Raw genomic sequence first — 25,343 nt, 5'->3', positions numbered from 1 at the left:
TTCCTTGCGGTCCCTCCGCTCCTGTCAGCGCGAGCCGCTGTGCAGGAGCCGCTCGCGCGCTTGCGGAATCGACTCGAACGCGCCGGCGTACTCATCGAATACGGACACCTCGCCCTGTCCGATGTCATAGACCCAGCCCTGCACTTGTAGCTTGCCGAGCGCGAGCCGTCCGGCCACCGCCGGGTGCGTGCGCAGATGCGTGAGCTGAAGGCGGATGTTTTCTTCGACCATCGCCTGCACGACGCGGTTTTCGTCGAGTTTCCTCGTCATCACGACACTGCGCGCAGCTTCCGCATTGCGCAGCCACGCGTGGACCGTGGGCATTTCATCGGCAATGGTCGCGCCGGACGCGAGGCCCTTCATGGCGCCGCAATCCGAGTGGCCGCAAATGACGATCTGGCGCACGTTCAACGCCAGCACCGCGAATTCCACCACGGCCGAAACGCCTCCGAGCATTTCCCCATAAGCCGGCACGATATTGCCGATATTGCGGCACACGAAGAGTTCGCCCGGGTGCGTCTGGGTAATCATCTCGGGCGACACGCGCGAGTCGGCGCAGGTGATGAAAAGCGTGTGCGGCGCCTGCTGATGCGCGAGGCTCTTGAAAAGCGCCTCGCGGTCGGGAAAGACGAAGCGGCTGAAGTCTTCGGCACCCTGCAGCAGGTACAGCAGATCGGGGTTATCGGCGCCTTTGCGCTCTTCGTTCATCGTCAATTTGTCGGACATGGGACCTCTTTGTTTTACAGACCGGCGCGCATTACGCGCCGCAACCGAGAGCTTGCGGGGTTTTGAGATGATGTGCAAGCGGCACAAGCGGCACCGACATGCGTGCCGCGCTGCGGCGCCATCCGCCGCATTTCGGTTTTTGCGCGGCTTTATAGTTCTTGACGAATTCGTGCCGGACCTCTGTTAGTTTTACGCTCCAAAAATTCCCCGAACAGCGGTTCCGCGCGTTTTCGCTCATGGTTTTCGATCCGAATCTCTATCACACGGCAGCGGCTCATTATTCGAACGGAGACTATGAGGCGGCGCTGCATGTGCTTCAGCCCATGATTGAAGATGCGGCAGCCGACGCGGAAGTCCTGAATCTGGCGGCCATCTGCTGCTATCGACTCAACCGTCCGGACGATGCGGAAGCGCACTGGCGCCGCGTCATCCATGCGCATCCGGAGCATGCCGGAAGCTACGGCAATCTCGCGAATCTGTTGATGGCGCAGGGCCGGATCGCGGATGCCGAGTCCGTCTACCGCAAGGCCGTCGCCCTTCGCCCGGAGTTCGCGCAAGCTCATTACAACCTCGGCAATCTGCTGCGCGCGCGCCATCGCGCCGGCGAAGCGGAAGCCTGTTTTCGCGAGGCGCTGCGGCTTTGCCCGGATCTGGCCGAAGCGCATTACAACCTCGCAAGCCTGCTGAAAGACGGTGGACGCGTGGCGGAAGCCGAAGCCGCCTACCGCGACGCCGTGAAGGTGCGTCCCGACTACGCCGAAGCCTTTAACAATCTCGGCAATCTGCTGCGCGAGCAGGGCCGGCTCAAGGAGGCGCGGACCGCGCTCACGCGCGCGGTGGCGCTTCGTCCGACCTTCGACATCGCGCATCAGAATCTGGGGCTGGTGCTTCAGCAAATGGGCCAGTTCGCGCGGGCGCAGGCTTTCCACCGGCGCGCGACACAACTGACGCCCACATATGTCGAGGCGCACTGCAGTCTCGGCGATGCGCTTTTCGCGACCCGGCGCGTGGCGGAAGCGACGGCGGCGTTCGAAGCGGCGCTCGCCGTTCGCTCGGACTGCACACAGGCGCTCATGGGTCTCGCGCGTGCGCGGCGTGAGACCGGCGGCATCGCGGAAGCGGAGCGCATCTATCGCGAAGTGCTCCAGATGCACCCGGACCACGGGGACGCTCGCGCGGGCCTCGCTCAAATGCTGCACGAAGCAGGCCGCATGAAAGAAGCGGAAGCGGCGTATCGCGCGCTGATCGCGCAGCATCCTCGCAACCCGGACCTGCACTACAACCTCGGCGTGCTCCTTGCGGGCGAGCATCGCCTGCCCGAGGCGGAGGCCGCCTACCGCCGCGCGATCGCGCTGCGTCCAAACAGCGCCGACGCTTATACGAATCTGGGCCGCGTCGTGCGGGACATGAACCGGCTGCCGGAGGCGGAGGCCATTCTGAGGCAATCGATCGCAATCGCGCCGCACTCCGCCGAGGCTCATAACAACCTCGCGAGCGTGCTGAAGGACATGGGCCGGATGGATGACGCCATCGAAGCGTTTCGCCGCGCCGTTGCCTGCGCGCCCGACAATGAATGCGTGCATCGCAACCTCAACTACGCGCTGACGTATTACGCCGAAGACTCCAAGACCATCCTCGACGAATGCCTGCGCTTCTCTACGCGACACGAGGCCCCGTTGCTTGAACGCGCCGTGACGTACGCGCATGACCGGTCGGCATCGCGGCGGCTCAGAATCGGCTATGTCGCGCCGGACTTCCGTATGCATTGCCAGTCGATGTTCACGGCGCCCGTTTTCGCGCAGCACGACCATGCATCGTTCGAGATCTTCATCTACGCGAGCGTGGCGCAAACGGACGCGGTGACCGATCTGCTCCGCGGCATGGCCGATGTCTGGCGCGATGTCCACGCGCTCGACGACGAAGCGCTCGCGCAACTCATCCGCGATGACCGCATCGACGTGCTTGTCGACCTCACCATGCACATGGCGGGCGGGCGTCCGCTTTTGTTCGCGCGGCGGCCCGCGCCGGTGCAGGTTCAGTGGCTCGCGTATCCGGGCACGACGGGCAGCCGCGCGATCGGCTACCGGCTCACCGATCCGTGGATCGATCCGCCCGATCAGCCGGGCGTCGCCGAGCGCTATAGCGAGCGCTCGCTCTGGCTGCCGGAGACGTTCTGGTGCTTCGATCCGCGCGTCGCGATGGACGATGCACCCGATATGCGCGAGGTCGGCCCGCTACCCGCCGAACGCAACGGCTATATAACATTCGGATGCCTAAATAATCCGTGCAAGGCGTCGGAGCGCACGCTTCGCATGTGGGCCGCCGTGCTGGCCGCGACGCCTAATGCGCGCTTCGTTTTGCTCGCGGAGCCGGGCGCGCGCGAACGCTTCACCGCGCGCCTGAGCGCGTTGGGCGTGGACATGTCGCGCGTAGCGTACGTCGGTTATCAAAGCCGCAGCGCGTACCTCGACACCTACAATGCCATCGACATCGGCCTGGACACCTTCCCGTACAACGGTCACACGACCAGCCTCGACGCGCTGTGGATGGGCGTGCCGGTGCCGTCGCGCGCGGGCGAGACCGCTTGCAGCCGCGCGGGACTGAGCCTGCTCATGAACCTCGGCTTGTCCGAGCTGGTTGCGCATGACGACGCGGCTTACGTCGACATCGTCACGCGCCTTGCCAGCGATATCGCGCGTCTTGCCGGACTGCGCGCATCGCTGCGTTCTCGCCTCGAACATTCGCCGATGACGAACGCCCCGCGCTTCACGCGCAATCTGGAAGACGCCTATCGCGCGATGTGGCGCGAGTGGTGCGCCACGAGCGCCGAATGAGCCGCTCAGAACGCGTCGAGGCCTGTGACGGTTTCCACGGGAAGCACGGCGTCCGCAGGCGCGGCTAGCTCACGCCGGCGCAAGCGGTTGATCGCCGAGAGTCCCAGCGACAAGCCCGGGTCCAGATAGTGAATGACGAGGCTGCGGCGCTCGCCCGCGAGGACATCGAGATTGCAGTGCTGCATCAGGAATCCGTTGAAGACGTAGACGTCGCCCGCGAAGCCCCGAATGCGCGAGCACAGGCCCCGTTCGAGATGCCGCTCGGTGCGCGCCGCGCGAAGCGGGAAGGGCAGGCCACGCTCGCCCCACTGCATGCTCTTGCGCAAGAGGTTGTCGCGGCGTCGCGGAATCTCGCGTGTTCTCGGATAGACGACGAGATCGCCGCTCTTGTCCTGATCGCTCGCTGTCTTCAGCACGATCACGAGCGTGAGCACCTGCGAGTCGAAGTGGCGGCAGTGACTGCCAGCGGTCGTCGTGCTGCTTCCGATGCGAAGACCGAACCACGGCCCGACCGTCGCGGTGACCTGCATCGTCGACCTGAGCCAGTCGGATGCGGTGCGCACGGCCTCGTTCTCCAGCGCCCTGAAGGCGGGGATGTCGCGCAAGGTATGCACGACGTCCTTCGCGCTGCCGAAAAACTGCTCGTGGTCTTGCGTGGCTTCATAGGCCGCGTCCAGCATGCGGTTGATCGCGGAAAGCGTAGCCTGCGGCACGACGGATTCGAATACCGCAATGCTGCCCTTCGATGCCTGCGTCAACGCGGCACGGTCTTGTGCGTTCATATGCGCTCTCGGAGATGACGTGTAAAAGACGGCGATTCGTTGCGGGCGCAACTTCATCGAGGGCCGGGCGGCACGGGCCCCGAGGCTGAGAGCATGGCGTTGCCGTTCACGTATGCGGCACGGCAGGCGTGCGTGCTGGTCTGACTCATGGCGAGCCTCTTTAAGTTATTCGATTCGTTCGATACCGCGACCCCGCGCGTCCGGCCCCGACCGCCTTCCGGTGCGCATTCTTTTCCGGCTTGGTTGGTACGTAGTCCTACACGTCGCCATTTATGCCGATATGGCTCTAATGTACGACGTCACGGGCGTTTGCGACACATGACGACCACGAGGACAAACCCGTAGCGGTAACACAATAAGCCGGCTTATGTTCGGTAACCATCGCAAAGAACGCTCGGGTGCCGACATCGGCGCCTGCATGTCGCAGCTTATGAGCGCAAGCCGACATAGCAAACGTGAGCGTGGACCATCGACCGCATCGAGCGTGCGTAGGCGCACGGAGGGGACTCGACCGCGACGGTAAGTTTTCGGCAACGGGGGCGGGCCTGGCCGGGTCCGTCGCGCTGGAAGCACAGCGCATACAACAAGAGGCGATCGGCGGCGACGTGGGCGAGATGGGCGACATGGACGACCCGCGATCCCCGGCGACATGCGACGGTGGAATAATGGAAAGGGCATCGCTCGAAGACAAACTGTGGGTCGCGACGTTTCTCGCTGCCGTGGGAAGCGACGTGCTCTCGGGCGTCGTGCGCTACTACACGTCGATGGCCGGCGTGCCGCAGGCCGCGTATCTTCCCAAAGTCGTCATGGTCGCGTGGGTGCTGTTCACGCTCATCAAGCGCCCGAAGGCGAGCCACGCGCTGATTGCGCTCTACATGCTCGCGCAGTCGTGCGTATCGCTTTCGCATGGCGTCGTGCCGCAAGCTGTCGCGTTCTGGGTATGGACCGTGACGCCGATGCTCTTCGCGCTCACGGCGCCGCGCGGCGCGCTGGCGCTGCTCAACGCGCGCAACGCGACAACGGGCTTTGCCGTACTCGCCGCGCTTTGCGGCATCGGCATTCTCGCGAATACGTTCATGACGCTGCCGTGGGTCGGCGCAAGCGTATCGGTGGGCGGTCATAACGTGCGCGTCGCGGTGTCCTCGTATGTCGGGATCGCATCGCGGCTCTCGGGCTTCGGCCGCGACAGCGCATCGACGGGACTCATGGCCGGTCTGCTCACTACGTGGCTTCTCATGCGGACCGACAATCGCTGGTTGCAGTGCGCGTTGCTCGCGGCAGCGGGCGCGGCCATTCACGCCACCACCAACAAGACGGCGCCCGTGGCGCTCGCGCTTGTCGTCGGTGCGCACTGCCTTTTCTCGACGATGACGATGAAGCGCGCCTGCCTGTGGGCGACTGCCTTCGCCATCGGCTTTCCGCTCGCGTCGTTCATCGCGGCCTCGGCATTCAATCTTTCAGGCACCGGCTATATGACGCTCGCATCCTTCCAGGACCGCATGTTCAATACATGGCCGATTCTGATAGAAGGACTCCTGAAGAATAACCGGATATGGCTCGGGCTCGGACCGGGCGGCTTCGGCTCGGCATCCACCTATTATGAGAACGCGTTCGGCTTCAATGTGGCCTATGCGGACAACACCGTGCTATATGCGCTCGCGAGCTTCGGCATGTTCGGCGCAGTGGCGCTAATCGGCTTATTCGTGCGCGTAGTGCTGAGGGCGCAGCCCGAGGACAGACCGTCCTGGGCGATGCTGCTTTATCTGCTGTTCGCCTGCGCGACGACCGATGTCTGTGAATCGATCGGCTGCCTGTTGTTCCTCGGCATCACGCTCGCTTATCTGCGTGAGAGCGGGCTCGCGATGGAGCCGCGCGTGTGGCGCATGCCGGTGCCGTTCACCGGGACGCAATGGCGCACGCGCATGCCGGCGATCCATGCGATGCCCTCCGTCAAGAGCGAGCCGATGCTCGAATCGGCGCGCGACGGACTGCGGAGCCTCTGACATGATCCGCAAGAAAAGCATCGCCCGGCACATCGCGGTAGCGGGCGCGGTGGCCGCATGCATCACGATGCTGCCCGCATCCGCCACGCCCGATGTGGCGCTCGACGGCTCGCCGGTGTCGCTCGAGCGCGCTTATGTCGCGTTGCCGTCGTTCGCCGCGGCACGGGCGAATACCGGCGTCGCGATCCATCAGATCGGCGATACGCAACTGCTCGACGCCGTGAAGGACGTCGGCTTCTCGTTCGTGCGCACCGACCTTTTCTGGGAAGCGGTGCAGGCGCCGGACGGCTGGCATTTCGGCGAATTCGACGGCCTCGTGAACAACCTGAAGGCGCGCGGTCTCGGCGCGCTGTTCATTCTCGGCTACAAGCATTACGCGTATAGCCCGGACCAGCCGCCGACCTCCGCGCCGCAACTTGCCGCGTTTCAGACCTATACGTATCAGGCGGCATACCGTTATCGCAGTGCGCCGGTACGCTTCGAAGTGTGGAATGAGGAAGATCATAAGGACTACTGGTTAGCTACGCCGTCAGCGACTGCCTATCGCGCATTGCTTCAGACGGCGGTGAAAGCAGCACGGGCCGCCAATCCCAGCGTCGTCATTGCGACCGGTGGCGTGCAGCAGGTCGATCGCGACTTCATACGCGCGGTGGGCGATATCACCGCGACGCAAACGGGACCGGACGCCGTGAGCGTCCATCCGTACCGGCAGCAAGAACCGGAGACCGTGCTCGGCGACTATCGTGCGTTGCGCGAGGACCTCTCGACGTATGCAAGGCGTCCGCAAGTGTGGGCGACCGAATGGTCATACCCGAGCGTCGGCTATCACTATGTAGCCGATATCGGCAATGGTCATTCCAGCGAAGCGCGCGCGAGACAGGCCAATTACGCAGTGCGATTGCTGTTGATGAACTGGATCGCGCAAGTGGGACTGACGTCCTACTACGACATGCGCAACGACGGCAACGATCCGAAGGAGATGGAACATAACTTCGGCTTGCTTGATGCGCACAACGGAAAGCTGCCGGCGTATCGAGCCGTGAAGCATTTGTTCGCGTTCACGGCGGATGCGAAGAACGCGCGGTATTTCATCGACGAGAAGGCGCAGTACATCATGCTCAAGCTCGACGATGCGCACGCAACGAAATACGTGGTCTGGTGCTACGGCGCCGGCAACGTCGTGAACTTGGATGTGTCGCGTCTGCCTGCGGGCGCGCGAATCACGGATTTGTATGGTGTCGCGCGAGGCGGGCAGAAGGTGCTCGCCGTGACGGAAGCACAAGGACCGGTCTTCGTGACCGTGTCTTCATAGCGGTTCGTGGTACGAATCACAGGCGCATGCGAGGAAATGCGCCTGTGTGGAAAAGCACTGACGTCCTGGGTCTTTTACTTTTCGTAGGGATATAACATGCTTTCATATAATATGCGCCCGGCCATGACGCCAGTTCCGCAACGCGGCGACGGTCTCGTCGATCTGTGGCGCAGCGTGGTGCGCCACAAGACCTTGTTGGGCGCAGTCACCGGCACATGCTGCGCGGCCGGTGTGCTGTACGTGTTGCTCGCCACGCCGCAATATCGCGCCGAAGCGCTGTTGCGCGTGCAAAGCAAGGCGGGCACGTCGATCAGCGCGCTATCGGACGTCTCCGGCTCGATGGCCGCCGATGCCTCCGCAAACGACGAAAGCGACGTGCTCACCTCGCGCTCGGTCGTGAGCGCGGCTATCGCGCAGACGGGGGCGGAGACCGTCGTCGAAACCAAGAGCCACTTTCCGTTGATCGGCAGCTATCTGGCGTCGCGCCACGCGAGCGACAACGAACTCGCGCCATCGTTCTTCGGTCTCGATCAATATGCTTGGGGCGGCGAGCGTCTGAAGCCCGGCGTGTTCACGGTTCCTGAATCCGCTTACAAGGCGAAGTTTCGCGTGGTCGCGGGACAAGCTGGACGATGGACGCTCTACGACAAGGACGACAGGCAACTCGCGCAAGGGCGCGTCGGCGAAACGGTGCCGTTTCAGGTAAGCACGCCGGAAGGACAGGCGCCCGGCGAAGTGCGCATCGACACGCTGCGCGCGCGCCCGGGCATCAGCTTCGAACTGCGCAAGTACTCGCAGCAGATGACGTTCGACAACGTGATTTCGCGGCTGCGCACATCGATCCCGCCGCGCGAATCGTCGTTGCGCGACCCGTCGCTGATCCACCTGAGCTATCAGGCGGAATCGCCGCTGCTCGCGCAGGCCATGGTCAACGCGATCATCAAGACGTATCAGCAGCGCGACGTCGAACGCCGTGCCGCGCAGGCGCAGACGAGCCTCGACTTTCTGAAGCAGCGCCTGCCCGCGCTGAAGCAGGATCTCGAAGCGGCCGAGCGGCGCCTCAATGCATTCCGCACGCAAACGGGCACCGTCGACATGGCGCAGCAGAACACCGCGCTCATCACACGCATGAGCCGGCTGGAAGAGCAGCAGACGACGCTGCAACTCGCGCTCGATGCCGCGCAGCATCGCTACAAGCCCGACAACGAGAACTATCAGAGCGCGCTCACGCAGTTAAATCAGGTGAAGCGCGAGATTGCCGATACGTCGAAGATCGCGGCGAATCTGCCGACCGTGCAGCGGCAATACGTCGAGCTCGCGCGCGATGTCGCCGTCACGACGCAGCTTTACACGAGCGTGCTCACGAATGCGCAACAACTGGAAGTGGCGGCCGCCAGCACGCCGCCCGGTGTCGCGGTGGTGGATTGGGCCGTCGCGCCCGAGAAGCAGTCGTGGCCGCGCGCGTGGATCGTGCTGCTGGGCTCTGTCTTCGGCGGCCTCTTTATCAGCACCGTTTCGATCTATCTGATCGCATTGAATAGACGAGAACTTCGGAGTCCGGAAGAAATCGACCAGTTCTCGCAGTTGCCGCGTCTTGCGGTGATCGCACGTTCGACGGCGCAGCTCCGCCAAGACGTGCGCGCGCTGACGCACAACGCCGCGCCCGCGAAACTGCTCGCGATGACGAGTCCGACCGACCCGAGCATCGAGGCGTTGCGCTCGTTGCGCAACAGCGTCCGCGCGATGCTGAGCGACGCGCCCGTGCCGATGGTTCATGCGGGAATCGGCGGCGGACTCAACTCGCTGAACCCGATGAACGCGATGCCCTTCGGCACCACCACGACCATGATGAATCCGCGCTACGTCGCAAGCGCCGACGATCGTCACGGCAATGTGATCCTCTTTACCGGCCCCACGCAGGGCGTTGGCAAGAGCTTCGTTTCGTCGAACTTCGCGTATCTGCTGGCCGAAACGCGTGCGTCCGTGTTGCTGATCGACGCGGATATGCGGCAGGGGCGTCTCCGTCATCTCGTCGATGGCCGCACAGGGCCCGGTCTCGCTGAAGTACTGGAAGGCTCCGCGCACGTGGATGAAGCGATCGTCTCGCTCGGCGGCGGTCTTTCGATGATGGACGCGGGCGCGTTCTATCCCGAGAATCCGGCGGAACTGCTCGGACGTCCGGCGTTCCAGGAGACGCTGTCGATGCTGCGCGACATCTACGATTATGTCGTCATCGATTCGCCGCCGGTGCTTCCGGTCAGCGACGCGCTGTCCATCGCCATGCACAATTGCGATCTCGTGCTGCTCGTGTCGCGGGCGGACCGGACGGGCGCGCGGCAACTGGAAGAGACCTTGCGCCGCCTTGAGAACGTGGGCGCGAAAGTGGGCGGCCACGTGTTCAACGGATTCGCGCCCGGCCGCTACGGCGCGCGCGAGGAGTACGGCTTCAGGGCGGTCGCGCGTTGAGCTCGGCTAGCGTGCGTCGGCACTGAGCAGCCGCTGCAACGTGCCGACCACATCCCCCCATGCGCCCAGTTCGCGCGCCCGGACGAGCCGCATGTTCGGGTACCAGGCCGTCGTGGGGCCTGCGCGCTCGTAACGCCATTCGGCCACGTGGTTCAGAAAGAGATAGGTGCGCTTGCCGAGCGCGCCGGCGAAATGCGTGAGCCCGCCGTCATTGCCGATGAACGCATCCAGCCGATCGATGAGCGCCGCCGACTGACCGAGCGTCAAGTCGAGATCGAGCGTGGTGAAGCGGTCCAGATCGTTCGAGCGCGGGTCGTTCAGCCAGCGGCGGCGTTCGAAGCCGCGCTGCATGACGACCCAGTAGACGTCGCTCTGCGTATCGAACAGCGGGTCGAGGTCGGGCAGGGTGAGGCTGCGGCTCGCGAAGTTGTTCGCCGATTCGCACGATGACCAGAACACGCCCACGCAGCGCCGGCCGCGCGCGCGATGCCAGATGCGGTCGATGACGGCATCGACGCTCGCCGGGTCCGCCGGTTCGATGTACCGGTGCGACGTCGCGTGGCCGAGCACCGGGAAGAGGGCGGTGAAAAGCGTGAACGGGTCCGTCCACATCGCCGCGTCGCCCGCTGGCCTCGTGAAGCCGGCGGCTTGCATTGCCCGGACGTAGTCGACGCGGTAGGTTTCCGGCGTGGCCACGCGAAAGAGCTCGGTGTCGTAGTCCACGGCGACGCCCATTGCCTGCAACGCGCCGATATAGCGCGCCCAGTTCACGAGATCGCCGAAGCCCGATGCGATGAGCTGCACGGACATGCGCGCGGGCAGGGCGCGCTGACCGGTCCAGTAGCCTTGGCGGTTCACATGCGGGAAAAGCACGCGCCGCGCGTCGTCGGACGACCAGAACTGATGCATCGCTTCGACGCCATGTTCGATGCCGTGAAGCCGCATGCGGCTGCGCGCCTGGTGATGACCGAGCACGAAGGCGGAATGCTCGTCGATGCCGTCCGGTCTCAGTTCCAGTACGCGGTTGTCTTCGCCGAGGTAATGCCATCCGTACACGCGCCACAGAAAAGCGGCGATTTCCGGCGTCGATGCTTTTTGCGCGAACGATTCGATTCCCGCGAGCGCGACTTCTTTCAGGCCGAGATGCCCGGCGACGTCACACATGCAATGGACGTGAAAAGCGAAAGAATCCGACAGACGCGTGAGCATGAAACAAACATCGAGCGCCTGTAGAAATTGTCCGGCGCGCAGATGCACGATTGCGCGCCAATGCCAGTATTCGGCCGTGTTGCCATCCGCCGCGCGCCGTTCGTCGAGAAAGCGCGAGCATGCTTCGACATCGCCCGCGTAGAGTTTCGGATAAAGGTCGTCGTAATGTTCGAGCATGCTGTCGTATCGTGGAGGGTGCGCGAAAGTGGGCTTGAGCCTGGACGCAAGCGTGTTACGCGACTATGGCACGATGCCGGGGAACGTTTCGCTGAGTGAACGAATCGTCGAAAAAATTTGACGATTCAGCGCGCATGCTTTCAGTATAGGTCGTGGTTTTTGCCTGGGCGAGCAGGGCGCAAAGCGTATTGGTGAAGCGCCTGTTCTTCGCGCTAGAAGGCGTAAAGCTCCGGTAGTCGTTCGTTCGCCTTGCGCGCTTGATACAAAATGCGGTGCGTTCTCGGCGACAACAGGTTGACTTCTTCTCTCAGCAAGCGGCTGACGGTCTGTAACTCGTCGGCTTTATTGGCGACGCTCGGTCGGTTCAGATGCGTGATTTTCTCGAGAATCTGCGGATCAGTCACCGCGGTATACAAGGAGAATGGAAATGCGCGAATGCCGATTAATGAAAGCAGTATGCGGATCGATATTGCCGAGATCGGTAAAGTCTTTCCTCGTTTCATCCTTAATCCTCAAATCGACTGGAAGGTGTGCGACCCCAGAACGAGGATAACGCGGAACGTTCGGCTCCACGAATTGTTTTTATGCGAGTTTCCGCGAATGTCTATTGCTGAAGATTCTTTGATTAAATACTGATGCCTTCGGGAAACGCTCCCGGACGTTGAGCAAACGCTGAGACGAATTTGGCCGCGCCGATTATCGACGCGCGCCATTCACGGGTATCGCAAAGCGGTATCAGCGATCGTCCGGACGCGGAACGCCTGCCGGACTCGGGGGATCGCGCAAATCGGCGTCCGCTTGCGGCGGATGCGGCGGGTCTTCCGGTTGCGCCGGCCCGAGATCGGTCAGTCCTTCGGAGTCGATCGGATTTTCAGGTGGTTTATTCGTTGAGTTGGTCGATGCGGACATGGTTGGCTCCTGTTGTCGAATACATTGACGCGAAAGCAACGCGCATTCCGCGATCAGGCATTGTCGATGCTGGATGTCCGCAGCAACCCCAACAAAGGAGACGATCATGAGCATTCCGCAGAACGAACCGGGCACCGATGTCGTCGATACGGACAAGGCGAATCAGCCCGCGCCGAAGTCAGATAATCCGCCGGCCGATATGCCGCTGACCGAGGCGGATGACGGCAATACGCGCACGCCGAGTACGCCGGCGCAGGAATAGGCACGCTTTTGGGTCGGCGGTGAGCCGCCGACCGTTCCTTAAGTGGCTAATAAAATTGCGCTAATTTATCTTATGTCAAACTGGATAGACGCGGCGACGACTCAACGAAGCGTCCGACTCCGCTCCAACAAAAACTCCCGCTCCCGCGCATTCTTCGCCAGCCCCGCCGCCCGCGCAAACTCGTCGCGCGCTTCATCCACGCGACCGAGCCGCGCCAGCAAATCCGCGCGCACGCCGGGTAGCCAGTGATAATTCTTCAACGCGGGAGCATCCCGCAACCGGTCGACGATCGCGAGCGCCGCCTCCGGCCCCGACGCCATGCTCACCGCGACCGCGCGATTGAGCTCGACCACCGGCGTCGGCGCCACCTCCATCAGCGCATCGTAAAGCGCGACGATCATCGGCCAGTCGGTCTCAGCGGCGCTCGGCGCGCGCGCGTGGCATGCCGCCAGCTCCGCCTGCAACGCATACACGCCGCGCGCGCCGCCCAACGCCGCCGCGCGCCGCAGCGCCGCGAAGCCGCGCTGAATCAGCAACGGGTCCCAGCGGCTGCGATCCTGATCCGGCAACAGCACCGGGCGGCCGTCGCGGTCCACCCGCGCCTTCGTCCGCGATGCCTGAATCTCCATCAGCGCGACGAGGCCGTGTACCTCGCTCTCGTGCGGCATCAGTTCGGCGAGAATGCGGCCGAGCCGCAGCGCGTCGTCGCACAGCGCGGGCCGCATCCAGTCGTCGCCGGCCGTGGCCGAGTAACCTTCGTTGAAAATGAGATAGATGACTTCGAGCACCGATGCGAGCCGCGCCGCGCGCTCGCCGGCCTTCGGCACCTCGAACGGCACGCGCGCCGCCGACAGCGTGCGCTTGGCCCGCACGATGCGCTGCGCGATGGTCGGCTCCGGCGCGAGAAACGCCCGCGCGATTTCGTCCGTCGTGAGGCCGCCCAGGAGCCGCAGCGTCAGCGCGACGCGCGCATCCAGCGACAGCACCGGATGGCAGGCCGTGAAGACGAGCCGCAGCAGATCGTCGCCGATGTCGTCGTCGCGGGCGGCGTCGAGGGAATCGACGAAATCGGGCGTGATGTGTCGCTCCTGCGCGTCCAGATCGCGGCCGAGTTCCTCGTGCTTGCGCGCGTGCAGCGCGTACTGACGCAGACGGTCGAGCGCCCGGTTCTTCGCTGTCGTCATGAGCCACGCTCCCGGTTTCTCCGGCACGCCTTCGCGGCTCCAGTGCTCGAGCGCCGCGACGAACGCGTCCTGCGCCAGCTCTTCCGCGAGCGCGACGTCATGCACGACGCGCGCCACGCTCGCGATCACTTTCGCCGATTCGATGCGCCACACCGCCTCGATGGTCCGCCGCGTCGCTGCTTCGCGTTCGTCCGACGACGCGCTCACGCCGCTTCCGGGTCCATATGCACCAGTTCCCAGGTGTGGCCGTCGAGGTCCTCGAACGCGTGGCCGTACATGGACCCGTTATCCTGCGGGGCGCGCGGCGTCCGCCCGCCTGCAGCCACGGCCTTGGCCACGAGTTCGTCCACTTCCGCCCTGCTCTCGCATGACAGGCACACGAGCGCCTCGACGCTCTCATGCGCATCGACGAGCGTCTTGTCGGTGAACGTCTTGAAGAACGCCTCGGTCAGCAGCATCGCGTAGATGTTCTCGCCGATGACGAGGCACGCGGCGGCGTCGTTCGTGAATGCGGGGTTGAAGTGAAGGCCGAGCGCCTTGAAAAACGTCATCGATCGCTTGAGGTCGCGAACCGCCAGGTTCACGAAGATCTGCTTGTGCATGGCGTGAAGCTCCGTTTTCATGGGATGTCGTTCAAACGACGATCGAAGCACGCGGAAATCGACACGCGTCACAGATAGCACGGCCCGAGCTTGCGGACCTCGACTGTGCACCATGCCGCCGCCGGGCACTCGGCGGCAATCGCCACCGCTTCGGCGTGCGTCTCGCAATCGAGCAGGAAGAAGCCGCCGATCATTTCCTTCGCTTCCGCGAACGGCCCGTCGATGACGCGCGCGTCGCCTTTCACCGTGGAAACGCGCGACGCGTCCGCCAGCGACGTCAGCGATTCGCAAGCGCGCAAGACGCCGCGCGCCTTCAGTGTGCCGGCGAACTCGATCATTTGCCGGTACGCTTCCCGCCCTTCCACGGCCGTGCGCTGCGCGCGCTGCTCGACGGGTTCAACGATGAGCAACAGAAAAGCCACGGCGGTCTCCTGTCGTGAAGTTATGTGCCGACAAAGTTAAACCGGCATCGCGCGGACGGCAACCTCGAACGTCAGCGCATTGATCTGATGAATAGGGGTAATTGTCGTACGTTACAAGACGTTACGAGCTGTTACGTGCCATTGTCTGAATTATCCCGTAGTATTTGCCTCCGTCGGCCGGTAAGACGATTGCGGCAGAAGCAATTAATACCGCCCGATGTCGCTTGCCCTCAGTAGAGCGTCGCGCGGCGGTGGCCACCGTCGTACGTCCGCTCGTCCATCACGACGGCGCATTCGTTCGCTTCTTCGAGATCCGGCCCGAAGCCGGGAGAGGCGAATACGTCGGTTCCCTGCCCGTCCCGAACCCGATGCCGAAGGCGTCGCCGGTCGCCTGCGCGCGTCCGGTCCATGCATATGAATCCATGAAGAAGAATACTTTCCTGCTTTCGACGCTCGTTCTCGCTCTCGCCGGTTGTGGCGGCAGCGACGACGCCTCCTCGCCCGCCTCTGTCATGAACGCAGCCGACGGCTCCACGGCGGCCGACCCGACTGCGGTCTCCAAGGCGGCGAGCGCGCAGTCGATGACTTGCGGCACGCCCACGGCAGCGGCGGCCTCGGGCGGCAGCGGGCAGATCACGGCGGACACGCCGAGCAGCGACGGTTCGCGCATGTTCCCCGCCGGCACCAAGTTCCAGGTGGCGATCACGACGCGCCCCGGCTCCGCTGACACGCTCAAGTGGACCATCGCCGATGCGCTCGGCAAGACGGTCGCGAGCGGCAGCTTCCCCGCGCCCGCGGCGGCCACCAAGACCACGCTCACGTGCTCCTCGACGCTCGCCGGTTATTTCGCGGTCTCCGCGACGCTCGCCAATCACGGCGGACAGGTGCAGACGGCCGGCACGCGCCCGAACGGCATCGCCACCTTCGGCGTCATTCCGGACCTCGGCGGCGTGATCCCCGCCGTCACGTACGCGAAGCAGGAACAGCATCGCTTCGGCATGCAGGGCTTCAACGGCAACGGCACGATGCTCGCGGCCCTCGGCATCTCGTCGACGATTGACGACCGCCAGATGTCCGTGATGGAGCCGAACGGCCGCTTCGCGTTCAATCCGAACGCCAACAACCTCGACCCGTTCTATACGTCCGGCAAGATCATGCGCCTCGTCCGTCTGGACGGCATTCCGGGCGGCGCGAGCATGCACGGCCTGAGCCCCGACTACAGCTACATTCCGAACGACCTGACCTACTACGCGAACTACATGGGCCGCGTCGGACAGGAGACCGAGGCGATCCGCGCGCGTTACTACCCGACCATGTCGGCGAACTACTATCAGGTGACGTGGGAGCCGTACATCCTGTGGAAGGACACGGACGTGAACTTCGTCGCGCTGTACAAGGCGGCGTATCAGGGTCTGCATTCGAAGGACCCGCACGCGGTCGTGATGGGTCCGGCCGAGCCGTTCCCGTCGCTCACCACCGAGCGCCTGAAGCGCCTTGCGCCGCTCGGCCTCGCGCAGTATCTCGACGGCATCGCGACGCACGGTTACTACGATGCGGGCACGTCGCCGTCGCATCCGCCGGAGCGTCATCACACGGACGCGAACGCCGCCGATGCCGCGAACTCGCTGCTCAACGAGATGCGCAACCTGCGCGCGGAAATGGCGAAGGACTACAAGCCGAACATGAAGCTCTTCGTGACCGAGACGGGCATCAGCTATGACATCGGCGCGAACTACGGTCCGAACTATCCGACGCCGAACATCCTGTTCGCGCACGGGGCGGTCGTCGCGCGCGCGCACATCATCCTGCTCGGCGAAGGCGCGGACCAGACCTACGTGTTCTTCGGGCCGGACTTCCCCGGCGAGCCGGGCTACGGCACGTTCTTCGATCTGGATCATCCGCAGGCCGCGTTCGGCACGACGAACATCAGCCCGAAGCCGGCCGCGATGGAAGTCGCCGCGATGACCCGCGTGCTCGACGGCACCACCACGCTCGGTCCCGTGAACAACCTGCCCTCCGGCGTGTACGCCTACGCGTTCCAGCAGCTCGGCAACGGCAAGGTCATTACCGCGCTCTGGACGCACAACAACGCGGTGTGGCCGGCTTCGAACGGCGCATTCAGCACGACTTACAGCACGGCCTACAAGCTCAATGTCGATGCAGCCGGCACGAGCGGCACGGTCAAGCTGATCGACGCGATGGGCAACGTGTCGAGCGCGCCGTACACGAACGGCGTGGTGACGCTCACGCTCACCGAGTCGCCGCAGTACGTCGTTTCGACCAACGCGGATATCGCGAAGAAGAACGCGACGAAGCCGCAGGGCTACACGGGCATGTGACCTACGGCTGAAGAAATGCGAACGCGCCCGCTATCTCGATATTGACAGCGCCGCGCGTTCGCATCGATACTGCGTTTCATGCACGCAATCCTTTCCCTCGCCATCGCCGCGATTAAAAACCCAGTGAACGCCATCATCGGCGGGTCATCGGGAGAACGCGTGCGCTAGCGAGACAGGCAAGCAAGTCGATTCCGAAGGCCCCGCCGCAAGACGGGGCCTTTTTGTTTGATGCGTGCCTGGCCTTCCGTCTTCGGCTAGTCAAGGAGAGCAAGATGGAAGAGCTGTCGCAAGTGCTGGAAGGGCGTGGCGCGCGCCACGGCGTCGCCTCGGGCAAGCTGCATGCGTCGGGCGCGCGCGTGGTCGTGTATGTCGAGGTGCTGCCGCATCAGATGGTCTCGTGGCGGCTCGCGCGGGATGCCGAACTGCGCGCGGATGCCTCGATATGGCTCACGCGTCATCAGGACCCCTACGATTACTGGCTCAAGCCCGGCGATGTCGTGCGGCTTGCGCGCGGCGAACGCGTGTGGCTGTCATCGGAGTCGGAGCGCGCGGTCGAGGTGTCGCTGACTTCGTATCGCGCGCAGCAGGTCAGGCCCGCGTGGTCGCGCTTCATCGCTCGGTTCGTGCCGCGTGCGGTGAACGCGCTTTGAGGTGCGCCACGGTCACGGCGCGGTGCAGCGGAAGCTCGCGGCCAGGTTCACTCGTCCCTTGCCGAGATAGCGCGGATAGCCGGGGTATCGGCAGATGGGACGCGTGCGTCCGTTGGTCGCCGGCGCGATGTCCGTGCCGATGAGCGTCTCCGGCGCGACGCCGTTCGTCACCCACTCGTCGAGCGCGCCGAGTTCGTCCCATGCGGGAATGAACACGCCGTTGCCGTGCTGAAAGCCCGGCACCATGTAGAGCCGCATGAACGAATCGACGGTCTCCTGACCATATCGCTCGACGAGTCCGCGATAGAACGCGATCGTCTGGTTCGGGCTGATGACTTCGTCGGCGAGGCCGTGCATGGCGACGAGCTTGCCGCCGTGCGCGATGAACGCCGAGAAATCCGGGTTCATCGCGCCGACCGTATAGGCGAGCGTGACGAGCCGCTGCCGGTAGCGGCCGGGATTGTCGATGTCGAACGAGAGTCCGCTCACCGCTGCGTCGCGCGTGACGAAATGGCGGACATACGCGTCGCCCTGCGCGAAGAGATAGCCGTTCGCGGCGAACGTCGGCGGGTTGAGGAGCGTGGGCGAATCGCCGAGGCCGAGCATGCCGGAGAAGTCCACGCCCTGAAACACGTTGTAGCCGGGATACGAGGCGACGCCATAGGCGAGCGGATAGCGCATCGAAAGTCCGTCGCGCAGCAGTTCCAGCGTGTCGAGTTGCGCATCGGAGAGGCAGCTGTCGCGCAGCGACGGACGCTGGCCGTTCGCGCAGCGCAACGACGCGATGATCTGCGGTTCCAGTTGCCGGCACGCTTCGACATTGCCGACGATGCCGTCCGCGACACCGTCGAGCCGGTCGCATTCGTGGACCACCGTCTCGTACACGCGCCGTTGCTGCGCGAGCCCGACGAAGCCGCCCGGCTTCGCGTAGGACGCCTGCCCTACTTTCACGCCGAGCAGCCGCACGCCCGAAAAGTTGATGGCGGGCGCGTTGGCGATCACGCCGTCGTAGTCGTTCGGAAACCGTTCGATGACGGTGAAGCCTTCGCGTCCGCCCGTCGAGCCGCCCGCGAAGTAGATCTTGTCGGGCAAGCGCCCGTAGCCCATTTCGATCAGCGCGAGCGCGACATCGCGCGTTTTCTTCAGGTGCGCGAAGCCGAAATTGACGATGGCTTCGTCGTTGACCGCGAAATCCGCGCGCCCCGAATTGCCGACGTGCCCCGAGTCGGAGCCGAAGGTCGCGTAGCCGCGCGCGAGCGGCGTCGAATCGGGCGCGAAGGGCATCGGCTCGGTGCCGGAAACCAGCACGCCGTTGTAGCCGCCGCCGCCCATTTGCAGCGCGCGACCGTTCCAGCGGCTCGGCAAGTTCACTTCGAAGCGGATGTCGGGCGTCGTCTCCTGGATCGCGCGGATGATGCCCGTCACGCGGCAATACTCGCCGTTGCGATTGCCGGGCGCGGCCGCCTTGACCGCCGACGCCGTGACGATCAGCGCGCCGCGCGTCGGCAAGCCGATGATCGACGCGGGCACCGTCTTGCCGGCGAGGTCATCGCAGTGCTTGGTCACGTACGCGGCGGCGTGCGCGCGCGAGAGCGCCATGAGCGCGAGCGCGGCGGCGAGCAATGCCCGGCACGCGCGGCGCGAGGCATCGGCGAGGAAAAGACGGCGGAGAGAAAGCACGGGCTGGAGTGGATACTTCAATGGCCGCTCAATATATAAGAAGCGTTTCTGGTTAGCCATTCGGGGCCGCCGCCCGGCGTTGCGGCGGCACGACGTGATTGATCCGCCCAAAGCACGCCGCATTCCCTACTCCCCGTCCCACTCCCCGCGCAAATCGCTCGTCTCCAGAAGCTGGAGCAGCGTCTCCGCCGGCCGGCTCAGATGCTTCGCGCCGAACGCGATGAACTCCACCTCGGGCAGCTCCGGCAACTCCGCGCGATTGACCGGCGGCGCGAGCCCGCGGCCCGCCAGAAAGTGCGAGCGCACCGTGAGCCCGAGCCCGCCGCGCGCCGCCGCGATGCAGCCCGCGTGGCTGCTGCTCGTGCAGACCATTTGCCAGCGCGCGCCGGTCATCGCGAGCGCATCGAGCACCACGGCGCGCGTGACGCTCGGCTCGGCGACGAGAATCAACGGCAGCGGCAGCGCCGTATCGACGACGGTTCCCGGCTTCGCGAGCCATTCCAGCCGCCCGCTGAAAAGCCGCGTGCCGCGCGCATCGCCCAGGCGCCGCTTGCCGACGGCGAGATCCAGTTCGCCCGCGTCGACCAATTGATAGAGCCGCCCGGTCATGCCGATGGTGATTTCCAGTTCCACGTCCGGATGCGTGTCGCGAAACGCGGCGAGCACGCTCGGAAGCGGTCCGAGCGCGAGATCGTCCGACGAGCCGAGCCGCACGCGTCCGCGCAGTCGAGGCGAGCGGAACTGCGATTCGGCGTGCGCCATCGCTTCGAGAATCACGCGGGCGTGGACGAGCATGGCTTCGCCGTCGGCGGTGAGCGCGAGCGAGTGCGTGTCGCGCAGGAAAAGCCGCCGGCCGACGCTCTCTTCCAGCCGCCGGATATGCTCCGACACGCTGGATTGACGCAAGCCGAGTTGCCGCCCGGCTTCGGTGAAACTGTGCGACGCGGCCACCGTCGCGAAAGTGTTGAGCCAGAGCGGATTGAGCATCCGTGCATTGTGATCGGTAGAGCCGATAACAGTCAATGCGGTTAGCGGGGTTCCCGATAACGCCCACAGTCACTAATATTTCACATGTGCGCTGAAAACGGTTCCAGCGCGACGCCCCGCTCTCTCCCTCATGACCAGACAGTCTTCGCACACGGCGCTTTTGTGGATCGTCGCCGTGGGCTTTTTCATGCAGGCGCTCGATACGACGATCGTCAACACGGCGCTGCCTTCCATCGCGCGTGACCTGCACGCCGCGCCGCTCGCGATGCAGTCGATCGTCGTCGCCTACACGCTCACGATGGCGCTGCTTACGCCCGCCTCCGGCTGGCTCGCCGACCGCTTCGGCACGCGGCGCGTGTACTTCGTGTCGATCAGCTTGTTCGTCGTCGGATCGCTCGCCTGCGCGGGCGCACATTCGCTCAATCAGCTCGTCTTCGCGCGGGTGCTGCAAGGCATCGGCGGCTCGATGCTGCTGCCGATCGGCCGCCTCGCGGTTTTGCGCGCGGTCAGCGGCGAAGCCTATGTCTCCGCGCTCGCGATGATTTCCGTCGCCGGACAAGTCGGCCCGATTCTCGGCCCGACGCTCGGCGGATGGTTCGTCCAGTCGTTCACATGGCACTGGATCTTTCTGATCAACGTGCCAATCGGCGCGGCCGGCCTCTATGCGGTGCAGCGTTTCCTGCCCCACGATACGCTGCACGACGCGCCGCCGTTCGACTTCATCGGCTGCGGCTTGCTCTCGCTGTGCATGGTCGCGTTTTCGCTCGCGCTCGATAGTCCGGTGCAAACGCATCGCGGCGCGGTGTCGGCGGCGCTTTTCGCGGTCGCGGCGGCGTCCGCCTTCGCCTACATTCCGTATGCGCGTCATCGGCGCAATCCGCTCTTCAAGCTCGCGCTCTTTCGCGAGCCCAATTTCAGTGTCGGCCTGATCGGCAATCTGCTGTGCCGCATCGGTTCGAGCGCGGTGCCGTTTCTGCTGCCGCTCATGATGCAGCTGGACCTCGGCTACAGCCCGCTGCATTCCGGGCTCATGATGCTGCCCATTGCGATTGCCGGCACCGTCTCGAAACGCTGGATCGCGCGCCTCGTCAAGCGGTACGGCTACGACACGTTTCTCCTGGTGAACACGGCGCTCGTCGGCGCGTCGATCGTCGCGTTCGCGGCTTTCTCGCCGTCACTGCCGCTCGCCGCCGAAATCGCGATTCTCGCGATCTTCGGCGCGTGCAACTCGATGCAGTTCGCCGCGATGAACAGCGTCACGCTCAAGGGCTTGTCAAAGCAGGACGCGGGCAGCGGCAACAGCCTGTTCTCGATGGTGCAGATGCTCGCCATCGGCCTCGGCGTATCGATCGGCGGCTCGCTGGTGCAGGTCTTCGAGGGACACTTCGGGTCGGCGTCGCTCGGCTTCAAGCTGAGCTTCGCGTGCATGGGCGTGGTCACGCTGCTGTCGGCCGCGGTGTTCCGCCGGCTCGATTCCGCGCCGCAACCGTCCGCGCCGACGCCCGCTGCACGATAAGCAGGCGCGCACGGTACGGGCTATCCTGCCCGTTGCCGCACCTTCTTCCCTTCTTCTGGAGCGCAACCGTGCAATACCGCAAATTCGGCAGCACCGGACTCACCGTATCGCGTCTCACGCTGGGCACGATGACCTTTGGTCTGCAGACCGACGAGAACGTATCGCGCAGCATCATGGACCGCGCGAGCGAGGCAGGCGTCAATTTCATCGATACCGCCGATGTCTATCCGCTCGGCGGCACGCACGATATCGTCGGCCGCACGGAGGAGATCGTCGGGCGATGGCTTGCGGGCAAGCGCGATCAGTTCATCCTCGCGACGAAAGCCGTCGGCGTGATGGGACCGCTCGACTGGAACAAGGGCGCGTCGCGCAAGCACCTGCTCGATGCCATCGACGCGTCGCTCAGGCGCCTGAACACCGATTACGTCGATCTGTATCAGCTGCATATGGACGACCGCGACACGCCGCTCGACGAAACGCTGGAGGCGCTCGACGTGATCGTGCGGCACGGCAAGGCGCGTTATATCGGTGTGTCGAATTTCCTCGCGTACCGGCTCGCGCGGGCGCTGGGCCGCGCGGACGTGCTGCGTACCGCGCGCTTCGTCTCGCTGCAGCCGCGCTACAACCTGCTCTTCCGGCAGATCGAGCGCGAGTTGCTGCCGCTCGCGACAGAAGAAGGGCTCGCCGTGATTCCGTACAACCCGCTCGCGGGCGGCCTGCTGACCGGCAAGCACAAGCACGGCGCGGCGCCTTCCGAGGGACGCTTCACCGCGACCGTCGGCAAGGCGGGCGAGATGTATCAGGAGCGTTACTGGCACGAGCGCGAGTTCCAGACCATCGAGAAGCTGAAGGAAATCGTCGCGCCGACCGGGCGTTCTCTTGCGAGCACGTCGCTCGCGTGGGTGCTGGAAAATCCCGCGGTGACATCGGCGATCATCGGCGCAAGCCGCCCTGAGCAGCTCGACGATACGCTCGCCGCCGTCGATCAGCCGCTCGATCCGGACATCAAGGCGAAGCTCGACGACGCGACCGTCGAATACCGCTGGGGCGATGCATCGCGGTAAAGCGCACTGGTCGGTTCAGGCTGCCCGCGCCCGCCGCGCCGAATAGACGCCTTCGAGCGAATACAGCGCGAGCGCGGTCCAGATGGCGCCGTAGCCGATCAGCTGATCGTGCCCGAACGCCTCCTGATAGATCGCCACGCCGATCAGCAGTTGCAGCGACGGCGTGATGTATTGAATGAGCCCGAGCATGGACAGCGGAATGCGCCGCGCGCCGGCGGCAAACAGCAGCAGCGGCACGGCCGTCACCGGTCCGGCCGCCGCGAGCAGCAGCTTCACGCCGATCGTCGCGTGCGCGAAGCCGCTTGCTCCGTGCGAGCCGAGCACGAAGAGATACAGCAGCGCGACCGGACACAGCAGCATGGTTTCGAGCGTCAAGCCTTCGAGCGCGCCGAGCGAAGCCGTCTTGCGCAGCAGACCATAGCCGCCGAACGTGAGCGCCAGCGCGAAGCTGATCCAGGGCGGCGCGCCGTTCACCCAGGTGAGCCACGCGACGCCCAGCGCGGCGACGATCACAGCCATCCACTGCACCGGCCGCAGGCGTTCGTGCAGGAACGCCATGCCGAACAGCACGTTGACGAGCGGATTGATGAAGTAGCCGAGACTCGCCTCGACGATGCGCCCCGCGTTCACCGCCCAGATATAGATGCCCCAGTTCGCGGAGAGCAGCACCGCGCTCGCCGCGAAGCGCGCGAGGAGCCGCTTGTCGCGCAGCACGGGCACGAGCCATTGCCATTGACGGCGCGCGGTCAGCACGATCAGCAGAAAGAGCATCGACCACGCCATGCGGTGCGCGAGCATTTCTATCGCGCCGATCGAATGCAGCGCCTTGAAGTAGATCGGGAAAAGACCCCAGATGGCAAAAGCCGCGAATGCGTAGACGACGCCTGGATTCATGGTTCGATGCGTGGCGCAGATGTAAGCCGGCCGGACGCGGCCGGAAGCCGTCTGCAAGGAATGGAAGCCGGATTTTAGTCGATGCGGACGACCGAAAACGCGCATCTCGCGAACGTCAGGCGAGCTTCGTGCTCCGAGGCGTGCGTGCAAGCGCGCCGACAGCGCGTGCTAGCATGGCCCGCTAATCCTCGCCCTGCCCCTTTTTGCCTTTTCCCGTCGCCGCTAATGAACAACCACCAGTCCGTTCACCAGAGCTTCTTCCATATCCTGCTGTTCGTCGTGACCGTCGCGCTCGCCTGGGTGCTGTTGCCCTTCTTCGGCGCGATCTTCTGGGGCGCGATACTCGCGCTGCTGTTTCAGCCGATGCAGCGCTGGCTCACGGTGCGCTTCGGCAAGCGCCGCAACGTCGCCGCGCTCACGACGCTCGCCGCCGCCATTCTCATCGTCATCATTCCGGTGTCGGTGGTGGCGGTGACGCTCGTGCAGGAAGTGGCGCTCGTCTATACGCGCATCAAGAGCGGCGATCTGAACTTCGGCATGTACTTTCAGCATGTGCTTCATGCGCTGCCGGCGTCGGTGCAGCAACTGCTCGGGCGTTACGGCCTCGACGACATTCCAGGCGTGCAGAGCAAGCTGATGGAAGGCGCCTCGCGCATCAGCCAGTTCGCGGCGGCGCAGGCGCTGCTCATCGGTCAGAACACGTTCCAGTTCATCGTGAGCTTCGGCGTGATGCTGTATCTCGTGTTTTTCCTGCTGCGCGATGGCGTCGAGATCGGGCGACGCATCCGCCGCGCGCTTCCGCTCGACCCGGCGCCGAAGCAGCATCTGATCGCGAAGTTCACGACCGTCGTGCGCGCGACGGTCAAGGGCAATATCGCGGTGGCCGCCGTGCAAGGCTTTCTCGGTGGGCTGATCTTCTGGATTCTCGGCATCAACGGCTCCTTGCTATGGGGCGTGCTGATGGGGTTTCTCTCGCTGTTGCCGGCGGTGGGCGCGGCGCTCGTCTGGGCACCGGCCGCGCTCTACTTCTTCATGACCGGCGAAATCTGGCGCGGGCTCGTGCTGGTGGCGTTCTGCGTCGTCGTGATCGGACTCGTGGATAACGTGCTGCGTCCGATTCTCGTCGGCAAGGACACGAAGATGCCGGACTGGGTCGTGCTGATCTCGACGCTCGGCGGCATGGCGTTGTTCGGTATCAATGGCTTCGTGATCGGGCCGCTCGTGGCGGCGCTCTTCATGGCGAGCTGGGATATCTTTTCGCAGGATGAGGACCCGCAATAGCAAAGAAAAATGGCTCCACAAAGGAGCCATTTCTCATTGAACCC

The 25,343-nt window shown here is 64.5% G+C and carries 23 protein-coding genes; 10 read left to right on the top strand and 13 right to left on the bottom strand.

Annotated elements, in window-relative coordinates; all coding sequences use genetic code 11:
* Window positions 1-24: 24 nt before the first annotated feature.
* Both NCR35_RS08685 and NCR35_RS08680 read right to left on the bottom strand, forming a co-directional pair.
* Complete coding sequence (locus NCR35_RS08685; RefSeq protein WP_250534048.1) at window positions 25-726, bottom strand: carbonic anhydrase; 702 nt, start codon at window positions 724-726, stop codon at window positions 25-27.
* Between the two features lie 31 nt (window positions 727-757).
* The gene (locus tag NCR35_RS08680) at window positions 758-964 is read right to left on the bottom strand and encodes a hypothetical protein (protein ID WP_250534047.1); all 207 of its coding nucleotides are present in this window, start codon (window positions 962-964) and stop codon (window positions 758-760) included.
* On the opposite strand from NCR35_RS08680, the gene NCR35_RS08675 reads away from it, so the two are divergent.
* The gene (locus NCR35_RS08675; protein ID WP_250534046.1) at window positions 963-3,560 is read left to right on the top strand and encodes a tetratricopeptide repeat protein; all 2,598 of its coding nucleotides are present in this window, start codon (window positions 963-965) and stop codon (window positions 3,558-3,560) included. The two genes, NCR35_RS08680 and NCR35_RS08675, sit on opposite strands and share 2 nt — an antisense overlap.
* A 5-nt stretch (window positions 3,561-3,565) precedes the next feature.
* Here the strand turns inward: NCR35_RS08675 and NCR35_RS08670 are convergent, their stop codons facing one another.
* On the bottom strand, window positions 3,566-4,342 hold the full coding sequence (locus NCR35_RS08670) for a hypothetical protein (RefSeq protein ID WP_250534045.1): 777 nt from the start codon (window positions 4,340-4,342) through the stop codon (window positions 3,566-3,568).
* 665 nt (window positions 4,343-5,007) lie between these two features.
* On the opposite strand from NCR35_RS08670, the gene NCR35_RS08665 reads away from it, so the two are divergent.
* The 3 genes from NCR35_RS08665 (at window position 5,008) to NCR35_RS08655 (ending at window position 10,123) form a co-directional block, all read left to right on the top strand.
* Window positions 5,008-6,345, top strand: coding sequence for an O-antigen ligase family protein (locus tag NCR35_RS08665; RefSeq protein ID WP_250534044.1), 1,338 nt, complete (start codon window positions 5,008-5,010; stop codon window positions 6,343-6,345).
* A 1-nt stretch (window position 6,346) separates the two neighbouring features.
* Window positions 6,347-7,657, top strand: a complete 1,311-nt coding sequence (locus NCR35_RS08660; RefSeq protein WP_502801662.1) for a cellulase family glycosylhydrolase — start codon at window positions 6,347-6,349, stop codon at window positions 7,655-7,657.
* Between the two features lie 96 nt (window positions 7,658-7,753).
* The gene (locus NCR35_RS08655) at window positions 7,754-10,123 is read left to right on the top strand and encodes a GNVR domain-containing protein (RefSeq protein ID WP_250534043.1); all 2,370 of its coding nucleotides are present in this window, start codon (window positions 7,754-7,756) and stop codon (window positions 10,121-10,123) included.
* A 6-nt stretch (window positions 10,124-10,129) separates the two neighbouring features.
* Here NCR35_RS08655 and NCR35_RS08650 read toward each other — a convergent pair whose 3' ends face one another.
* The 3 genes from NCR35_RS08650 to NCR35_RS08640 all read right to left on the bottom strand — a co-directional run bounded on the left by NCR35_RS08650 (window position 10,130) and on the right by NCR35_RS08640 (window position 12,418).
* Complete coding sequence (locus NCR35_RS08650) at window positions 10,130-11,509, bottom strand: glycosyltransferase family 9 protein (RefSeq protein ID WP_250534042.1); 1,380 nt, start codon at window positions 11,507-11,509, stop codon at window positions 10,130-10,132.
* Window positions 11,510-11,721: 212 nt separating this feature from the next.
* Complete coding sequence (locus NCR35_RS08645; RefSeq protein ID WP_250534041.1) at window positions 11,722-12,012, bottom strand: hypothetical protein; 291 nt, start codon at window positions 12,010-12,012, stop codon at window positions 11,722-11,724.
* 232 nt (window positions 12,013-12,244) lie between these two features.
* The gene (locus NCR35_RS08640; protein ID WP_250534040.1) at window positions 12,245-12,418 is read right to left on the bottom strand and encodes a hypothetical protein; all 174 of its coding nucleotides are present in this window, start codon (window positions 12,416-12,418) and stop codon (window positions 12,245-12,247) included.
* A 106-nt stretch (window positions 12,419-12,524) separates the two neighbouring features.
* Here NCR35_RS08640 and NCR35_RS08635 point away from each other — a divergent pair, with 106 nt between their 5' ends.
* A complete protein-coding gene (locus tag NCR35_RS08635) occupies window positions 12,525-12,680 on the top strand; it encodes a hypothetical protein (protein WP_250534039.1) in 156 nt (51 codons plus the stop codon).
* Between the two features lie 101 nt (window positions 12,681-12,781).
* Here the strand turns inward: NCR35_RS08635 and NCR35_RS08630 are convergent, their stop codons facing one another.
* From NCR35_RS08630 to NCR35_RS08615, 4 genes are all read right to left on the bottom strand, one after another.
* Window positions 12,782-14,071: an RNA polymerase sigma factor gene (locus NCR35_RS08630; protein ID WP_250534038.1), complete on the bottom strand. Its 1,290-nt coding sequence runs from the start codon at window positions 14,069-14,071 to the stop codon at window positions 12,782-12,784.
* Entirely contained in the window at window positions 14,068-14,466 is a 399-nt protein-coding gene (locus tag NCR35_RS08625) for a VOC family protein (protein ID WP_250534065.1), read from the bottom strand. Before NCR35_RS08625 ends, NCR35_RS08630 begins: the two co-directional genes overlap by 4 nt.
* Before the next feature lie 68 nt (window positions 14,467-14,534).
* Window positions 14,535-14,888, bottom strand: a complete 354-nt coding sequence (locus tag NCR35_RS08620; RefSeq protein ID WP_250534037.1) for a YciI family protein — start codon at window positions 14,886-14,888, stop codon at window positions 14,535-14,537.
* A 230-nt stretch (window positions 14,889-15,118) separates the two neighbouring features.
* Window positions 15,119-15,298, bottom strand: coding sequence for a hypothetical protein (locus tag NCR35_RS08615; RefSeq protein WP_250534036.1), 180 nt, complete (start codon window positions 15,296-15,298; stop codon window positions 15,119-15,121).
* A 12-nt stretch (window positions 15,299-15,310) separates the two neighbouring features.
* Between NCR35_RS08615 and NCR35_RS08610 the strand changes: the two genes are divergently transcribed.
* A complete protein-coding gene (locus NCR35_RS08610; RefSeq protein ID WP_250534035.1) occupies window positions 15,311-17,227 on the top strand; it encodes a hypothetical protein in 1,917 nt (638 codons plus the stop codon).
* Window positions 17,228-17,499: 272 nt separating this feature from the next.
* On the top strand, window positions 17,500-17,877 hold the full coding sequence (locus tag NCR35_RS08605) for a DUF2917 domain-containing protein (protein WP_250534034.1): 378 nt from the start codon (window positions 17,500-17,502) through the stop codon (window positions 17,875-17,877).
* A 12-nt stretch (window positions 17,878-17,889) separates the two neighbouring features.
* Here the strand turns inward: NCR35_RS08605 and NCR35_RS08600 are convergent, their stop codons facing one another.
* Entirely contained in the window at window positions 17,890-19,476 is a 1,587-nt protein-coding gene (locus NCR35_RS08600; protein ID WP_502801663.1) for a tannase/feruloyl esterase family alpha/beta hydrolase, read from the bottom strand.
* 207 nt (window positions 19,477-19,683) lie between these two features.
* Window positions 19,684-20,544, bottom strand: a complete 861-nt coding sequence (locus NCR35_RS08595) for a LysR family transcriptional regulator (protein ID WP_250534033.1) — start codon at window positions 20,542-20,544, stop codon at window positions 19,684-19,686.
* A gap of 130 nt (window positions 20,545-20,674) precedes the next feature.
* On the opposite strand from NCR35_RS08595, the gene NCR35_RS08590 reads away from it, so the two are divergent.
* Window positions 20,675-22,060: a DHA2 family efflux MFS transporter permease subunit gene (locus NCR35_RS08590; protein WP_250534032.1), complete on the top strand. Its 1,386-nt coding sequence runs from the start codon at window positions 20,675-20,677 to the stop codon at window positions 22,058-22,060.
* A 68-nt stretch (window positions 22,061-22,128) separates the two neighbouring features.
* Entirely contained in the window at window positions 22,129-23,124 is a 996-nt protein-coding gene (locus NCR35_RS08585) for an aldo/keto reductase (protein ID WP_250534031.1), read from the top strand.
* Window positions 23,125-23,139: 15 nt separating this feature from the next.
* Here NCR35_RS08585 and rarD read toward each other — a convergent pair whose 3' ends face one another.
* A complete protein-coding gene (gene rarD / locus NCR35_RS08580) occupies window positions 23,140-24,018 on the bottom strand; it encodes an EamA family transporter RarD (RefSeq protein ID WP_244848656.1) in 879 nt (292 codons plus the stop codon).
* Window positions 24,019-24,243: 225 nt separating this feature from the next.
* Between rarD and NCR35_RS08575 the strand changes: the two genes are divergently transcribed.
* Window positions 24,244-25,299 (top strand): AI-2E family transporter, encoded by a 1,056-nt coding sequence (locus NCR35_RS08575; protein WP_250534030.1) that lies wholly within the window; start codon window positions 24,244-24,246, stop codon window positions 25,297-25,299.
* The last annotated feature ends 44 nt before the right edge of the window (window positions 25,300-25,343 follow it).

The sequence above is a fragment of the Caballeronia sp. AZ10_KS36 genome (genome assembly GCF_023631105.1).
Lineage (GTDB): Bacteria > Pseudomonadota > Gammaproteobacteria > Burkholderiales > Burkholderiaceae > Caballeronia.
The sequence above is the reverse complement of the archived record's forward strand: the minus strand, read 5'-3'. Positions and strand labels throughout refer to the sequence as shown.

What these genes read in the sequence shown, in the direction of transcription:
- NCR35_RS08685 (WP_250534048.1), bottom strand. Translation starts at nt 726, where the DNA reads ATGTCCGACAAATTGACGATGAACGAAGAGCGCAAAGGCGCCGATAAC.
- NCR35_RS08675 (WP_250534046.1), top strand. Translation starts at nt 963, where the DNA reads ATGGTTTTCGATCCGAATCTCTATCACACGGCAGCGGCTCATTATTCG.
- NCR35_RS08680 (WP_250534047.1), bottom strand. Translation starts at nt 964, where the DNA reads ATGAGCGAAAACGCGCGGAACCGCTGTTCGGGGAATTTTTGGAGCGTA.
- NCR35_RS08670 (WP_250534045.1), bottom strand. Translation starts at nt 4,342, where the DNA reads ATGAACGCACAAGACCGTGCCGCGTTGACGCAGGCATCGAAGGGCAGC.
- NCR35_RS08665 (WP_250534044.1), top strand. Translation starts at nt 5,008, where the DNA reads ATGGAAAGGGCATCGCTCGAAGACAAACTGTGGGTCGCGACGTTTCTC.
- NCR35_RS08660 (WP_502801662.1), top strand. Translation starts at nt 6,347, where the DNA reads ATGATCCGCAAGAAAAGCATCGCCCGGCACATCGCGGTAGCGGGCGCG.
- NCR35_RS08655 (WP_250534043.1), top strand. Translation starts at nt 7,754, where the DNA reads ATGCTTTCATATAATATGCGCCCGGCCATGACGCCAGTTCCGCAACGC.
- NCR35_RS08650 (WP_250534042.1), bottom strand. Translation starts at nt 11,509, where the DNA reads ATGCTCGAACATTACGACGACCTTTATCCGAAACTCTACGCGGGCGAT.
- NCR35_RS08645 (WP_250534041.1), bottom strand. Translation starts at nt 12,012, where the DNA reads ATGAAACGAGGAAAGACTTTACCGATCTCGGCAATATCGATCCGCATA.
- NCR35_RS08640 (WP_250534040.1), bottom strand. Translation starts at nt 12,418, where the DNA reads ATGTCCGCATCGACCAACTCAACGAATAAACCACCTGAAAATCCGATC.
- NCR35_RS08635 (WP_250534039.1), top strand. Translation starts at nt 12,525, where the DNA reads ATGAGCATTCCGCAGAACGAACCGGGCACCGATGTCGTCGATACGGAC.
- NCR35_RS08625 (WP_250534065.1), bottom strand. Translation starts at nt 14,466, where the DNA reads ATGCACAAGCAGATCTTCGTGAACCTGGCGGTTCGCGACCTCAAGCGA.
- NCR35_RS08615 (WP_250534036.1), bottom strand. Translation starts at nt 15,298, where the DNA reads ATGGACCGGACGCGCGCAGGCGACCGGCGACGCCTTCGGCATCGGGTT.
- NCR35_RS08610 (WP_250534035.1), top strand. Translation starts at nt 15,311, where the DNA reads ATGAAGAAGAATACTTTCCTGCTTTCGACGCTCGTTCTCGCTCTCGCC.
- NCR35_RS08605 (WP_250534034.1), top strand. Translation starts at nt 17,500, where the DNA reads ATGGAAGAGCTGTCGCAAGTGCTGGAAGGGCGTGGCGCGCGCCACGGC.
- NCR35_RS08600 (WP_502801663.1), bottom strand. Translation starts at nt 19,476, where the DNA reads ATGGCGCTCTCGCGCGCGCACGCCGCCGCGTACGTGACCAAGCACTGC.
- NCR35_RS08595 (WP_250534033.1), bottom strand. Translation starts at nt 20,544, where the DNA reads ATGCTCAATCCGCTCTGGCTCAACACTTTCGCGACGGTGGCCGCGTCG.
- NCR35_RS08590 (WP_250534032.1), top strand. Translation starts at nt 20,675, where the DNA reads ATGACCAGACAGTCTTCGCACACGGCGCTTTTGTGGATCGTCGCCGTG.
- rarD (WP_244848656.1), bottom strand. Translation starts at nt 24,018, where the DNA reads ATGAATCCAGGCGTCGTCTACGCATTCGCGGCTTTTGCCATCTGGGGT.
- NCR35_RS08575 (WP_250534030.1), top strand. Translation starts at nt 24,244, where the DNA reads ATGAACAACCACCAGTCCGTTCACCAGAGCTTCTTCCATATCCTGCTG.